The 15,199-nt window shown below is 39.2% G+C and carries 11 protein-coding genes; 10 read left to right on the forward strand and 1 reads right to left on the reverse strand.

The window, feature by feature from the left end:
- The first annotated feature begins 3 nt into the window (after positions 1 to 3).
- From truA to HEQ28_RS02570, 4 genes are all read left to right on the forward strand, one after another.
- Entirely contained in the window at positions 4 to 735 is a 732-nt protein-coding gene (gene truA / locus HEQ28_RS02555; RefSeq protein WP_434503620.1) for a tRNA pseudouridine(38-40) synthase TruA, read from the forward strand.
- A gap of 45 nt (positions 736 to 780) precedes the next feature.
- Complete coding sequence (locus HEQ28_RS02560) at positions 781 to 1,698, forward strand: EamA family transporter (protein WP_434503621.1); 918 nt, start codon at positions 781 to 783, stop codon at positions 1,696 to 1,698.
- A gap of 110 nt (positions 1,699 to 1,808) precedes the next feature.
- On the forward strand, positions 1,809 to 2,696 hold the full coding sequence (dapA, locus tag HEQ28_RS02565) for a 4-hydroxy-tetrahydrodipicolinate synthase (RefSeq protein WP_434503622.1): 888 nt from the start codon (positions 1,809 to 1,811) through the stop codon (positions 2,694 to 2,696).
- A gap of 19 nt (positions 2,697 to 2,715) precedes the next feature.
- A complete protein-coding gene (locus HEQ28_RS02570; protein WP_434503623.1) occupies positions 2,716 to 3,603 on the forward strand; it encodes an AraC family transcriptional regulator in 888 nt (295 codons plus the stop codon).
- A gap of 4 nt (positions 3,604 to 3,607) precedes the next feature.
- On the opposite strand, the gene HEQ28_RS02575 is transcribed toward HEQ28_RS02570, so the two are convergent.
- On the reverse strand, positions 3,608 to 4,660 hold the full coding sequence (locus HEQ28_RS02575) for an asparaginase (protein WP_434503624.1): 1,053 nt from the start codon (positions 4,658 to 4,660) through the stop codon (positions 3,608 to 3,610).
- A gap of 131 nt (positions 4,661 to 4,791) precedes the next feature.
- Between HEQ28_RS02575 and uxaC the strand changes: the two genes are divergently transcribed.
- The 6 genes from uxaC to carB all read left to right on the forward strand — a co-directional run bounded on the left by uxaC (position 4,792) and on the right by carB (position 14,838).
- On the forward strand, positions 4,792 to 6,195 hold the full coding sequence (uxaC, locus tag HEQ28_RS02580) for a glucuronate isomerase (RefSeq protein ID WP_434503625.1): 1,404 nt from the start codon (positions 4,792 to 4,794) through the stop codon (positions 6,193 to 6,195).
- Positions 6,196 to 6,352: 157 nt separating this feature from the next.
- Entirely contained in the window at positions 6,353 to 6,631 is a 279-nt protein-coding gene (locus HEQ28_RS02585) for a hypothetical protein (protein ID WP_434503626.1), read from the forward strand.
- A gap of 97 nt (positions 6,632 to 6,728) precedes the next feature.
- Entirely contained in the window at positions 6,729 to 8,570 is a 1,842-nt protein-coding gene (gene glmS, locus HEQ28_RS02590) for a glutamine--fructose-6-phosphate transaminase (isomerizing) (RefSeq protein ID WP_434503627.1), read from the forward strand.
- Between the two features lie 13 nt (positions 8,571 to 8,583).
- On the forward strand, positions 8,584 to 10,464 hold the full coding sequence (locus HEQ28_RS02595) for an amidophosphoribosyltransferase (RefSeq protein WP_434503628.1): 1,881 nt from the start codon (positions 8,584 to 8,586) through the stop codon (positions 10,462 to 10,464).
- A gap of 65 nt (positions 10,465 to 10,529) precedes the next feature.
- Positions 10,530 to 11,606: a glutamine-hydrolyzing carbamoyl-phosphate synthase small subunit gene (gene carA / locus HEQ28_RS02600; RefSeq protein ID WP_434504414.1), complete on the forward strand. Its 1,077-nt coding sequence runs from the start codon at positions 10,530 to 10,532 to the stop codon at positions 11,604 to 11,606.
- Positions 11,607 to 11,613: 7 nt separating this feature from the next.
- Positions 11,614 to 14,838, forward strand: a complete 3,225-nt coding sequence (carB, locus tag HEQ28_RS02605) for a carbamoyl-phosphate synthase (glutamine-hydrolyzing) large subunit (protein WP_434503629.1) — start codon at positions 11,614 to 11,616, stop codon at positions 14,836 to 14,838.
- The last annotated feature ends 361 nt before the right edge of the window (positions 14,839 to 15,199 follow it).

Below are 15,199 nucleotides of genomic sequence, written 5' to 3' on the forward strand. Positions count from 1 at the left end.
TTGATGCAGAGATATTTTATATATTTTAGCTATGACGGTACTGGATACCACGGTTGGCAGATTCAACCTAATGGAATATCCGTTCAGGAAAGATTGCAGGATTCTCTCTCAAAGATATTGAGACAGAATATAGAGGTAGTCGGTGCTGGTCGTACAGATACTGGTGTACATGCACGAATGATGGTTGCGCATTTTGATTACGATGAAGTAATCGATGGTGCGCAATTGACGTTTAGGTTAAATCGTCTTCTTCCTCGTGATATAGGAGTATATAAAGTGGAACCTGTTGATAATGAAATGCATGCTCGCTTTTCTGCAAAATGGCGTACATATCATTATTATCTTCATGTAAGAAAGGATCCATTCTTACGCCATTATTCTTTAGAAACTCATTATGAGTTGGATTTTGATTTAATGAATGTTGCTGCCCAGATAATAGTAGAGCACGATGATTTTGCTGCTTTTTGCAAGACGGGAGCTGATAACAAGACAACAATTTGTCATGTTAAAGAATGCAAGTGGGTTCAGATATCAGATTATTCTTGGTATTTTACGATTACAGCCAATCGGTTTTTAAGAAATATGGTTAGAGCTACCGTAGGGACGTTGATCTTGCTTGGTCGTCATAAGATAACACTTGACGAGTTTAAGGATATTCTTGATAATGGTAATAGAAGTGATGCAGGTGAGAGCATGCCTGGCAATGCCTTGTTTTTAGAGGATATTGAATATTAGAAAATTTATGCTTGGTGCATAATACATAATTTATATTTATAGTACATGTGGTTAATATTAGCATTTTTGTCAGCAGCTTTGCTGGGTTTTTACGATTCATTTAAAAAGAAAGCACTTCATGATAACGCAGTTATTCCGGTTTTGTTTTTGAATACATTGTTTTCGTCCCTGATTTTTATTCCGTTTATAATCCTTTCTTCGTCAACACATTTACTTGATGGAAGTCTTTTTTACGTTACTCAAGGTGGTTGGGAAGTTCATCGGTATATAATTCTTAAAAGTTGTATCGTTCTTTCTAGCTGGATATTCGGATATTTTGCGATGAAGCATTTACCGCTAACAATCGTTGGCCCTATCAATGCAACTCGCCCAGTTATGGTTCTTGTTGGTGCCTTACTCGTTTTTGGAGAACGGTTAAACCTTTGGCAGTGGATAGGTGTAGCTTTGGCAGTGATGTCTTTCGTTATGCTCAGTAAAAGTGGTAAGAAAGAAGGTATAGATTTTAAACATGATAAGTGGGTTTATTTTCTAGTTTTGGCTGCTATGTTAGGGGCTGTGAGTGGACTATATGATAAGTATCTTATGGCTAGTCCCGCAGATGGTGGAGTAGGCTTAGATCGTATGATTGTTCAGAGTTGGTATAATATTTACCAAATGGCAATGATGGGTGTTATGTTGGTGCTTCTTTGGTGGCCTACTCATAAAAAGACAACACCATTCCATTGGGATTGGTCTGTTATATTCATATCCTTATTTCTTAGTGCGGCTGATTTCGTATATTTCTATGCGTTGAGCATGCCTGGTGCTATGATATCAATCGTAAGTATGATACGACGTGGTAGTGTTATCGTAAGTTTCTTGTTTGGTGCGGCTTTGTTCCATGAAAAGAATCTTAAGGCTAAAGCTTTCGACCTTGCCTTAGTCCTTTTAGGTATGATATTCCTATACATAGGATCAAAGTAGAATAAAAATTGCAAATAATGCCTTTTTGAAATTATTTCATAAATTTCTTTTGCAAATTGATGTAAAACATGTAACTTTGTGCACAAGATCGAAAGTTAATTAATAGTAATATGGCACGTAACATCTTTAAGGGCTTAGGTATAGCCCTGATAACTCCTTTCACGACAGACGGAGAGGTGGATTATAAATCACTTAAGCGTCTTGTGGAATATCAGCTTGATAACGGAGCTGATTTTCTATGCATTTTGGCTACAACAGGAGAGGCTCCATGCCTTACTAAAGCTGAAAAAGATGAAATAACTGTTTTCATAAAGCAAATAGTAAACGGTCGTATTCCTATTCTTAAATATTGTGGTGGTAACAATACTGCTGCTGTTGTTGACGAAATAAAAACAACAGACTGGAGTGGTATTGATGGAATATTGAGCATTTGCCCTTATTATAACAAGCCATCACAAGAAGGTTTGTATCAGCATTTTAAAGCTATTGCTGAGGCTAGTCCTTTACCAATAGTTCTTTATAATGTTCCAGGTAGAACAGGTGTCAACATGACTGCTGCGACTACTGTCAGAATAGCTAAAGATTTCCCTAATGTTGTTGGTGTTAAGGAAGCTAGCGGAAGCCTAGAACAGGTTGATGAGATCATCAAGAACAAACCTGATAATTTTGATGTTATCAGTGGTGATGATGCTTTGACATTCTCAATGATTGCAAGTGGAGCTGCTGGTGTTATTTCTGTTATCGGTAATGCTCTTCCTAAGGAATTCAGTAGAATGATAAGGCTTGAATTCAAAGGTGAATACGAACCAGCACGTAAAATCCATCACATGTTTACCGAATTATACTCACTGCTGTTTGTAGACGGTAATCCTGCTGGATGTAAGGCTCTGCTTAACGATATGGGCATGATTGAGAATGAGTTGCGATTGCCACTTGTTCCAACTACCATTAAGACAAAGCAGAAAATGTCTGAAATCCTGAAGGATTTGCGTATTTAGAATAACTAAAATCAAATATATGAGTGAAGAAAGAAGGGTCATTCATGAGATAACACCTCTTATGGGTAAGGATGTGCTTTATATAGCCGATCGCCATAAGAAGGAGTTTACATATCCAATACATAGCCATGAAGTTTATGAATTGAATTTTGTTGAGCGTGCAAAGGGTGTGAAAAGAATAGTTGGCGACTCTTCTGAGGTCATTGGTGATTATGATTTAGTATTGATTACAAGTCCTGATTTGGAGCATGTTTGGGAACAGCATGAATGTACAAGTGATGATATTCGTGAGGTTACTATACAGTTTGATTTTAACATGACCAATGAGAATATCTTCGGACGTAATCCTTTTATGAGCATGCGCAAGATGATGACAGAAGCAAAGAAAGGACTTTGCTTTCCTTTAAGTGCAATCATGAAAGTATATACGCAACTTGATTCTCTCAGTCAGGTTAAGGACGGGTTTTATGCTGTGATGCAGTTTATGACGATTCTATATGAGTTGTCTAAATGCGATGGAGCAAGAACTTTGGCATCTTCAAGTTTTGCAAAAATTGTTGTAGAAGATGATAGTCGCAGAATCTTAAAGGTAAAGAATTTCATCAGTAAGAATTATATGGATGAGATTCGTCTTTCCACACTTGCTGATATGGCTGGTATGAGTCCTAGTGCCTTTAGTAGGTTCTTTAAGCTGCACACAGGACGTAATCTTAGTGAATATATTATTGATATTCGTTTGGGGTATGCTTCACGAATGCTTGTTGATACAGCTCGCAGCATATCAGAGATAAGTTTTGATTGTGGTTTTAATAATTTGAGCAATTTTAATCGTATCTTTAAGAAGAAAAAGGAGTGTTCTCCTTCTGAGTTCCGTGAAAACTATCACAAGACACGTGTGATAGTATAATTTATCAGATACTTATTTCTCCTGCAAGAGATTTGCACATCAATTCTCTTACTACATTTGTATCTTCATATTGTCCATGAAGATACATAAGTTTTGTAACGGCAGCTTCAACAGTACTGTCGTGTCCACTTATCACTCCAGTATCTTTTAGCTGATATCCATTGTCGTATCTGCTCATTTCCACAAATCCTGCACCGCATTGGCTTATATTTACAATTGTAACACCTCTTTCTGATGCATCCTTTAATAGTCGCATAAGCCATGGCTGTTGTGGTGCATTTCCACTTCCGAAACTACGCATTACCACACCTTTCAATTCTGGGGCATCAAGAACGTGTCCGAAAATGCTAGCCTGAATACCAGGAAACAATGAAAAAACCATGACGTTTGGATTCATGTCAAAATGTGGAATCATTGCCTTTGAATAGTCTGGTTTAAGTATGTGATGCTTGGCAAATGTGAATTTTACACCGGCTTCGCATAGGTGAGGGTAGTTAAATGAGTCAAAGGCATTAAATCCGTCTGCATTTTGCTTTGTAGATCGGTTTCCTCTTAGTAGTCTGCCACTAAAATAAATGCAAACTTCAGGAATAAGAGCATTGCCCTCTTTGTTTTGTGCTGATGCTAATTCTATACTTGTCACAAGGTTTTCCTTTCCGTCAGTTCGCATTTGTCCGATTGGTAGCTGACTACCAGTGAGAATTACAGGCTTGGTAAGATTTTCCAACATGAATGAAAGTGCAGATGCCGTGTAAGCCATGGTATCTGTACCATGAAGTATTACGAAACCGTCGTATTCATCATATTTTGTGCTGATAGTTCTAACAAGGTGAGCCCATAGCCTAGGATTCATATCACTGGAATCGATTGGCTCTTCAAATTGATAAACATCTATGCCGACAGATAGGTATTTAAACTCTGGCATATTGCTTATTAAATGATTGAAATTCAATGGCTCTAATGCTTTTGTTAAAGTGTTTCTTCCCATGCCAATTGTGCCACCTGTGTAGATGAGAAGAACTTTTCCCGTATGATTCTTATTATTGTTATTATCCATAATGTACGACATCGTTTACGTAAAAAACAATGCAAATATAGTTTAAATTTCTCGTAGTTCCAAAAAAATATACTATATTTGCATAGAAAACAATATCTAGAAAACAAATAAATCAAATATAAAAATCGATTATGAAACAGTTTATGGATGAAAATTTCCTGTTGGAAACAGAAACAGCACAGGAGCTTTTCCACAATCATGCGGCTAAAATGCCAATTATTGACTACCATTGTCATCTTATTCCTGAGATGGTTGCTAATGATCACAAATTCCGCAGTATTACAGAACTTTGGCTTGGTGGCGACCATTATAAATGGCGTGCTATGCGTACAAATGGTGTAGATGAAAAATACTGCACGGGTGAGGATACCAGTGACTGGGAGAAATTTGAAAAGTGGGCAGAAACTGTACCTTATACATTCCGTAATCCTCTTTATCATTGGACACATCTTGAACTCAAGACAGCTTTTGGCATAGATAAGATTTTAAGTCCTGCCACAGCTCGTGAAATTTATGATGAGTGCAATGAAAAGTTGAAATTGCCAGAGTATAGTGCTCGTGGCTTAATGCGTCATTACAATGTAGAATGCGTATGTACAACTGATGATCCTGTTGATGACTTGCGTTATCACAAGCAGACACGTGAGAGTGGGTTTGAAATCAAAATGATTCCTGCATGGCGTCCAGATAAGGCTATGAATATCGAAAAGCCTGATTTTGCTGATTACATAAATACTCTTGCTCAGGTTAGCGGTGTTGCAATTAATAAGTTTGCTGATATGGTAGATGCTCTTCAGAAGCGTCATGACTTCTTTACTGAGAATGGATGCAAACTTTCTGATCACGGTATTGAGGAATTCTATGATGAACCATACACAGACAGTCAGATTGAAACTATATTTGAGAAATCTCTTCGTGGCCAGCAACTTAGTGCGATGGAGATACGCCAGTATAAGCATGCATTCTTGAAGATTTGTGCAGAGATGGACCATGCTGCTGACTGGACTCAGCAATACCATTATGGTGCAATCCGTGATAACAATACATCTATGTATAATAAGCTTGGTGCTGATACCGGTTTTGATTCTATCGGTGAATTTACAACAGCTCGTGCAATGAGTAATTTCCTCAATGAGTTGAATCTAAATGGCAAGCTTACACGTACAATTTTATATTGTCTTAATCCTTGTGCTAATGAGGTTATCGCAACAATGCTAGGCAACTTCCAAGATGGTTCATGTCCTGGTAAGATCCAGTTCGGTTCAGGTTGGTGGTTCAATGATCAGCTTGATGGTATGACAAAGCAGATGAATGCACTTTCTGTATTGGGCTTGCTCAGTCGTTTTGTAGGTATGCTTACAGATAGCCGTTCATTCTTGAGCTATCCACGCCACGAATATTTCCGTAGATTATTATGTAATCTGCTTGGAAACGATGTTGAGAAGGGGCTTCTTCCAAATGACAAAGAAACTTTGGCTCGCATGGTTGAGGACATTTCTTATAATAACGCTCGAAACTATTTCAAGTTCTATTAAATACCAAAACGGGAGATTCTTTCTCCCGTTTTTTTGTATCTAAGAGTGAAAAGAATAATATTTTAAATCAGTCATTAATTTAAAAGCTCAAATATTTGCCATTTCCAAATATTAGAGCTAAATTTGCAAAGGTTTTAACGATTACCGAGTTGTTGATATGAAGAAATCACTCATTTCACTATTTATTATGGCAATTGTTTTGCTACTGAGCAGTTGCTCTGATAGCAAAAAAGTGGCTGATGTTGTTGTTACCGATTGTCAAAAGTCTTTAGCAATATCTTATTTCCACGTCGGCAATCTAAAACAGATAGACAATTACTTTTCACAATATATTTTTATAGGTAAAGGCATCAAGAAAGATGGTTTGATACAAACCGCCTCGCATGCCGATATCGACAATATGAATTTTATGCAGGGAAAGGTTATTAGTAGTTAGTTACGATGATTTGGAAATAAGGATGACAATTGATTTATTCGGTTTCATCTTTTTTTTTTAATATAAATTTAAAAATAATATTAGATACAAATAATTTATGTGTGGTATTGTAGGATATATTGGTAGCAGAGATGCTTATCCAATTTTAATCAAAGGATTAAAAAGACTCGAATATAGAGGATATGATAGTGCTGGTGTGGCACTCATAAATAATGATGATCTTAATGTTTACAAGACAAAGGGAAAGGTTGCTGACCTTGAGTCTTTTTGTGAAGCCAAAAACATCAGTGGTCATGTAGGTATTGCCCATACTCGTTGGGCTACTCATGGTGAACCCTCATCTCTAAATGCCCATCCTCATTACTCAGAATCAAAGAATCTTGCCATTATCCATAATGGCATTATTGAGAACTATGCTGAGATCAAGAATAATCTTATCGCTAAAGGTGTGAAGTTCCGTTCTGATACCGATACAGAAGTGTTGGTTCAGCTGATAGAGTATGTTCAGGTCAAGAAAAATCTTGATACACTTACTGCCGTTCAGGTTGCTTTGCATCAGGTCATCGGTGCTTATGCAATAGCATTGCTTGATAAGCGCGAACCTAATCAGATTATTGCTGCCCGCAAGCAGAGTCCACTAGTCGTAGGTATTGGTGAAAATGAATTCTTCCTTGGTTCAGATGCAAGTCCTATCATTGAATTCACTGATAAGGTTGTTTATCTTGAAGATGGCAGTATTGCTGTGATGCGTCTTGGTGAAGAGCTAAAGGTCGTAAATATCTTAAATCGCGAACTTAATCCTTTGGTACATACTATCGACATGAATCTTGGACAGATAGAGAAATGTGGTTATCCACACTTCATGCTTAAAGAGATTTTTGAGCAGCCTGAATGTTTGAAGAATTGTATGCGTGGACGTATAAATGCAGATGCTGATCAAGTTACGCTGAGTGCAGTAATTGATTATAAAGAAAGATTACTTGCTGCTAAGAGAATCATTATTGTAGCTTGCGGAACAAGTTGGCATGCAGGACTTATTGGTAAGCAACTAATCGAGACATTCTGTCGTATTCCTGTAGATGTTGAATATGCAAGTGAGTTCAGATATAGAAATCCTGTTGTCACCAAGGACGACCTAGTTATAGCGATGTCACAGAGTGGCGAGACAGCCGATACTTTGGCTGCTATAGAGTTGGCAAAGCGTTCTGGAGCATTGATATATGGTATATGTAACGCTGTTGGTTCAAGCATTCCTAGAGCCACTGATACAGGTAGTTACATCCATGTTGGTCCTGAGATTGGTGTAGCTTCAACAAAGGCATTTACTGGTCAGGTTATCGTGTTGGCAATGTTGTCTCTAGCATTAGCAAAAGAGAAGGGCACTATTGATGATCAAACATATAATGGGGTAGTGAAGGAGTTGTCTTTGATTCCTGAAAAGATGAAAGAGGTGCTTGAACAAAACGATAAGATAGCTGATTTAAGCCGTATCTTTACTTATGCTCACAACGTTATTTATCTTGGTCGTGGTTATAGTTATCCTGTTGCTTTGGAAGGTGCTCTGAAACTGAAGGAAATCAGTTACATACATGCTGAAGGCTATCCTGCCGCAGAAATGAAGCATGGTCCTATTGCGCTTGTCGATTCAGATATGCCGGTAGTCGTTATCGCTACACATAATGCAATGTATGAGAAGGTACTCAGCAACATTCAGGAAATCAAGGCTCGTAAGGGTAGGGTCATAGCTCTTGTTACTAAGGGAGATGAAACCATCAGCCGCATTGCCGATGAGGTGATCGAATTACCTAAGACGCTTGAATGTCTGGAACCATTGCTGGCAACAATCCCACTTCAACTCCTTGCATATCATATTGCTGTCTGCAAGGATAAGAATGTAGACCAACCAAGAAATCTTGCTAAATCAGTCACTGTAGAATAGAATAAAATATAATATGGAAGAAATAAAGGAAGACTGTGGTGTAGCTTTAATTCGTCTGCTCAAACCACTTGAATATTATCAGGAGAAGTATGGCACTTGGATGTATCCCCTGAATAAACTCTATTTGATGATGGAAAAACAGCACAATAGAGGTCAGGAGGGAGCAGGAATGGCATGTGTGAAACTCAATACTCAGCCTGGGAACGAATATATGTTCCGTGAACGGGCTGAAGGCTCTAACGCCATTACTGAGATATTCGACAATGTTCATAAGGATTATGCTAACATCGCTTCTGATGATGTTACTAATGTGGAATTCGCAAAGGCGAACCTTCCTTTCGCGGGAGAGTTATACATGGGACACCTCAGATACAGTACTACAGGAAAGAGTGGAATAACTTATGTCCACCCTTTCTTAAGAAGAAACAACTGGAGAGCCAAGAATTTATGCTTCTGTGGTAATTTCAATATGACGAATGTCGATGAAATTTTTGATAAGCTCACTCTTCAGGGACAATGCCCACGGGTATATAGTGATACCTATATAATGCTCGAGTTGATGGGACATCGTTTGGATAGAGAAGTTGAACGAAATTTTGAAATTGCTAAAACTAAAGGACTTACTAATGCCGATATCACAAAATTCATAGAAGATAATGTCAAGATGAGTAACGTCTTGAAAAAAACAATGGCCGACTTTGATGGCGGTTATGTTGTTTGTGGCGTTACTGGTAGTGGAGAGATGTTCTCCATGCGTGATCCTTGGGGAATACGTCCAGCATTCTATTATAAGAATGACGAAATTGTTGTCCTTGCAAGTGAGCGCCCTGTCCTTCAGACTACTTTCGATCTTGATAGTGCCGATATCAAAGAACTTGCCCCTGGTGCTGCTCTTCTCGTTAAAAGAGATGGAGAATGCACTGTTGAGCAGATTCTTCAGCCTAAGGGTGATTCAGCATGTTCTTTTGAAAGAATCTATTTCAGTAGAGGTTCTGATTGTGACATATACAATGAACGTAAAAAATTGGGTGAGCAACTCACAGAGCCTATTCTTGAGGCTGTTAATTATGATACTGCTCACACAGTGTTCTCTTATATCCCAAATACGGCAGAAGTTGCTTACTATGGCATGCTCAATGGATTTAAGAGATATCTCAACGACGAGAAGATAAAGAAGATAGAGAGTCTCGGACATGCTCCTAGTCACGAAGAATTAGAAGACATTCTGAATGATTACGTTAGGTCAGAGAAGATTGCGTGGAAAGATATCAAACTGCGTACTTTCATCACCGAAGGCAATAGCCGTAACGACCTTGCGAGCCATGTTTATGATATCACCTATGACAGTATTACGCCTAATGAGGATAATCTCGTGATTATCGACGATAGCATTGTTCGTGGAACAACTCTTAAAAAGAGTATTCTTAGAATTTTAGATCGTCTGCATCCAAAGAAAATGGTTGTTGTCAGCAGTGCTCCGCAAATACGCTATCCTGATTATTACGGAATCGATATGCCTCGCTTGGAGGAGTTCTGTGTGTTCAGAGCAACAATAGCTTTGCTTAAGGATCGTGGAATGGATAATGTCATTCGTGATACTTATAATGAGTGCAAGGACGAACTCAAGAAACCAAAAGAAGATATGGTTAATGTGGTTCGTAATATCTACAAACCATTTACGATAGAGGAAATAAACAATAAGATTGTCGAGATACTTCGCCCAGAGGGTGTTACAACTCCTATCGAGATTGTCTACCAGAGCATAGAGGGACTCCACAAGGCTATACCAAACCATAAGGGTGATTGGTATTTCACAGGACACTTCCCAACACCTGGTGGAACAAAACTATGTAATCAGGCTTTTGTAAACTATGTTGAAAGTGTAGAAAAATAATAAGCTTGTTTAAATAGAGACGATGATTGAAAAAGAATATTTAAAGTTATATATATTATAGAATGATGAAGAACGTAACTTTGGTCTTAAGTGACGGAACAAAATTTCACGGCAAGAGCTTTGGCTATGATGCGCCAGTTGCCGGTGAGGTCGTTTTCAACACAGCCATGATGGGCTATCCGGAGAGTCTTACCGACCCTTCTTATGCCGGACAGCTTATGACGCTGACTTATCCGCTTGTCGGAAATTACGGTGTGCCTCCTTTCACTATCGAGAGCAATGGCATCCCTACTTTCATGGAGAGCGATAAGATTTATGCTTCAGCAATAATCGTTAATGATTATAGCGAGCAGTATAGTCATTGGAATGCTGTTGAAAGTCTTGCTGATTGGCTTAAACGTGAACATGTTCCAGGCATTACTGGCATTGATACAAGGGAACTCACTAAGGTTTTGCGTGAGCATGGTGTGATGATGGGTAAGATTATCTTTGATGATGAACCAAGCAATATACCTGAAGCTGATTATGAAGGTGTGAATTTTGTTGATAGAGTTTCTTGCAAAGAAGTTATCAGATACAACGAAGGTGCCGGAAAGAAAGTCGTTCTTGTTGATTGCGGTGTTAAGGCTAATATTATCAGAAGCATGATCAAGCGTGGTGTTGAGGTTATAAGAGTTCCTTGGAACTATGACTACACTGATATGCAGTATGATGGACTTTTCCTTGCCAATGGTCCTGGTGATCCTGATGTTTGCTCTGATGCTGTTGATATAATCCGCAAGCAGATGAACATTAGCACAAAACCTATCTGTGGTATCTGCATGGGTAATCAGTTATTGGCAAAGGCTGCCGGTGCTGATATCTATAAACTTAAATATGGTCATCGCGGTCATAACCAGCCTGTTCGTCTTGTTGGTACAGAGAAGTGCTATGTCACAAGTCAGAATCATGGTTATGCTGTCAACGCTAAGACTCTGGGAAGTGATTGGAAAGAGTTGTTCGTTAATATGAATGATGGTTCTAATGAGGGTATCTGCCACAACACTAATCCTTGGTTCTCAAGTCAGTTCCATCCAGAGGCTTGTTCAGGTCCTGTTGATACAGAGTTCATGTTCGACAAATTTGTAGAAACTTTAAAGTAAAGCTATAATGAAAGACGAAAATATAAAGAAAGTATTGCTGCTAGGTTCAGGTGCGTTGAAAATTGGTGAAGCAGGCGAGTTTGATTATTCTGGTTCACAGGCTTTAAAGGCTCTTCGTGAGGAAGGCATCAAAACCGTACTTATCAATCCTAATATTGCTACTGTTCAGACTTCCGAGGGAGTGGCTGATCAGATTTACTTCCTTCCTGTTCAACCTTATTTTGTTGAGCGAGTAATTCAGAAGGAAAAGCCTGATGGTATTCTTCTTTCATTCGGTGGTCAGACTGCTCTTAACTGCGGTGTTGAGTTGGACCGTTCTGGTATATTGGAAAAATATAATGTCCGTGTTCTTGGTACGCCAGTTGCTGCCATTATGAATACAGAAGACCGTGAACTGTTTGTTAATCAGCTCAACGAGATTGATGTTAAGACAATCAAGAGTGAGGCTTGTGATGATATCGTCAAGGCTCGCAAGGCTGCTGCTGATCTGGGCTATCCTGTCATTGTGCGTGCTGCTTATGCACTTGGAGGTCTTGGATCTGGATTTGCTGACAACGAGGCTGAATTGAATGTTATCTGCGAAAAGGCTTTCGCTTTCTCTCCACAGGTTTTGGTAGAGAAGAGTTTGAAAGGCTGGAAAGAAATAGAATATGAAGTTGTGCGCGACCGTTACGATAACTGTATTACGGTATGTAATATGGAAAACTTCGACCCACTTGGTATTCATACCGGTGAGAGTATCGTTATCGCTCCTTCTCAGACACTTACAAACAGCGAATATCATAAGTTGCGTGCCCTTTCAATAAAGATTGTACGCCACATCGGTATCGTCGGTGAGTGTAATGTGCAATATGCTTTCGACCCTAAGAGCGAAGACTATCGTGTCATCGAGGTTAATGCCCGTTTGTCTCGTTCTTCTGCTTTGGCTTCAAAGGCTACTGGTTATCCTCTCGCTTTCGTTGCTGCCAAACTTGGTATGGGATATGGTCTGTTTGAGTTGAAAAACTCTGTAACAAAGACCACAAGTGCATTCTTTGAGCCTGCTCTTGACTATGTAGTCTGCAAGATTCCTCGTTGGGACCTTTCTAAGTTCCGTGGAGTTGACAAGGAACTTGGTTCTAGTATGAAGTCTGTTGGAGAGGTTATGGCTATTGGCCGTAATTTTGAAGAGGCTATCCAGAAGGGACTCCGTATGATCGGGCAGGGCATGCACGGATTTGTTGGCAATAAAGAATTAAAGATTGATGATATTGATGCTGCTCTATGCGAGCCAACTGATAAACGTGTGTTCGTTATCTCTAAGGCTATGCACAAGGGATACACTGTTGACCAGATTCATGATCTTACTAAGATTGACAAATGGTTCCTTCAGAAACTCAAGCATATTATCGACATTGATGAGAATCTTAAGAATGCCAACATCAATACGATTGATAAGGATCTTCTGCGTACAGCAAAGGTCTATGGATTTACTGATTTCCAGATAGCTCGTGCTATTGGTCTTGAAACCGAAATAGGAAACATGCATAAGGCTGCTATCATCGTGCGCAACAAGCGTAAGACTTATGGAATCATTCCTGTTGTTAAGCAGATTGATACCTTGGCTGCCGAATATCCTGCACAGACTAACTATTTGTATGTCACTTATAGTGGTGTCAAGAGTGATATAGAGTTTGAAAAAGACAAGCGTTCTGTCATCGTTCTTGGTTCGGGTGCTTATCGCATCGGTAGTTCGGTAGAGTTCGACTGGTGTGGTGTTCAGGCTCTTAACACGATTCGTAAAGAAGGCTGGCGCTCTGTCATGATAAACTATAATCCAGAGACAGTATCTACAGACTATGATATGTGTGATCGTCTTTATTTTGACGAACTCACCTTCGAGCGTGTCATGGATATCATTGATTTCGAATGTCCTCATGGTGTAATCGTAAGTACTGGTGGTCAGATACCAAACAACTTGGCTATCAAACTTGATGAGCAGAATGTTCCTATCCTTGGTACTACAGCCCAGAATATTGATGGTGCTGAAGACCGTGCTAAGTTCTCAGCCATGCTTACAGAGAATGGCATCAATCAGCCAGAATGGAGTGCCCTCACAAGCATGGACGATATCGATGCTTTTGTAGACCGTGTCGGTTTCCCAGTTCTCGTTCGTCCTTCTTATGTACTTTCTGGTGCAGCCATGAATGTATGTTCAAATGATGAGGAACTCAAACGCTTCCTTCAGCTTGCTGCTAACGTGGGTGAGGATCATCCTGTTGTGGTATCTAAGTTCATCGAGCATGCAAAGGAGATTGAGATGGATGCTGTTGCCAAAGACGGTGAGATCATGGCTTATGCCATCAGTGAACATATCGAGTTTGCCGGTGTACACTCTGGTGATGCTACAATTCAGTTCCCTCCACAGAAAATTTATGTTGAGACAGTAAGACGCATCAAGCGTGTGAGCCGTCAGATTGCAAAGAACCTTCACATCAACGGTCCTTTCAATATCCAGTATATGGCTCGCGAAAATGAGATACTTGTTATTGAGTGTAATCTGCGTGCCAGTCGTTCATTCCCATTCGTAAGTAAGGTGTTGAAGATAAACCTCATCGAACTTGCTACAAGGGTAATGCTTGGACTTCCTGTTGAGAAACTCAAGAAAAACTTGTTCGATCTCGACTATGTTGGTATCAAAGCTAGCCAGTTCTCTTTCAACCGCTTGCAGAAGGCTGACCCAGTACTTGGTGTAGACATGAGTTCTACTGGTGAGGTTGGATGTATTGGTGACGATACTAACACAGCATTGCTTACAAGTATGTTGTCTGTAGGTCATCGCATACCAAAGAAGACCATCCTTTTGTCAACAGGTAGTGCAAAGCAGAAGGCTGAGATGCTTGATGCCGCTAAACAACTTGTAGCCAATGGTTATGAATTGTTTGCTACGGGTGGAACAAGCAAGTACCTAGAGGAAAACGGTATAGCTAATACACGTGTATATTGGCCTTCTGAGGAAGGACAACACCCACAGGCTATAGACATGCTTCACGATAAGAAGATAGACATGGTAGTAAACATTCCAAAGGATCTTACTGCTCATGAGCTAACAAACGGATATAAGATTCGTCGTGCAGCAATCGACTTAAACGTGCCATTGATCACCAACAGTCGTCTTGCGAGTGCCTTTATCAATGCATTCTGCACACTGTCTCTTGATGATATTGACATCAAGGCATGGGGTGAATATTAAATCATAACCCATAAATCATATTAAGCATAGTTATCGGAGAAATCCAGTAACTATGCTTATTTTTTTTCAATATTTACTAACTTTATCAGATGACATTGAGTTAGTGAATATGTGGCGGACTTCGATCTCATTTAATGTCTCTTTTACCTTGATAATGTCATAAGCTAAACAAAGGGCTTGTGACATGAATGGCATTAAAAAAAACTTTTTTCTGTAGTCTAACGTGTGTCTCAAAATATATTACCACTCTTTCACATAGAGAATTTGGTTTCTCTTTTCATAAATGATAGCTGTAGCAAATGTGGTAGCTAAATATAAACTCTTAGTACTTTTATTTTACAAGCTTTATCAAAAAATGGAT

Source organism: Prevotella sp. (assembly GCF_051059605.1).
In the GTDB taxonomy this organism is placed as follows: Bacteria; Bacteroidota; Bacteroidia; order Bacteroidales; family Bacteroidaceae; genus Prevotella.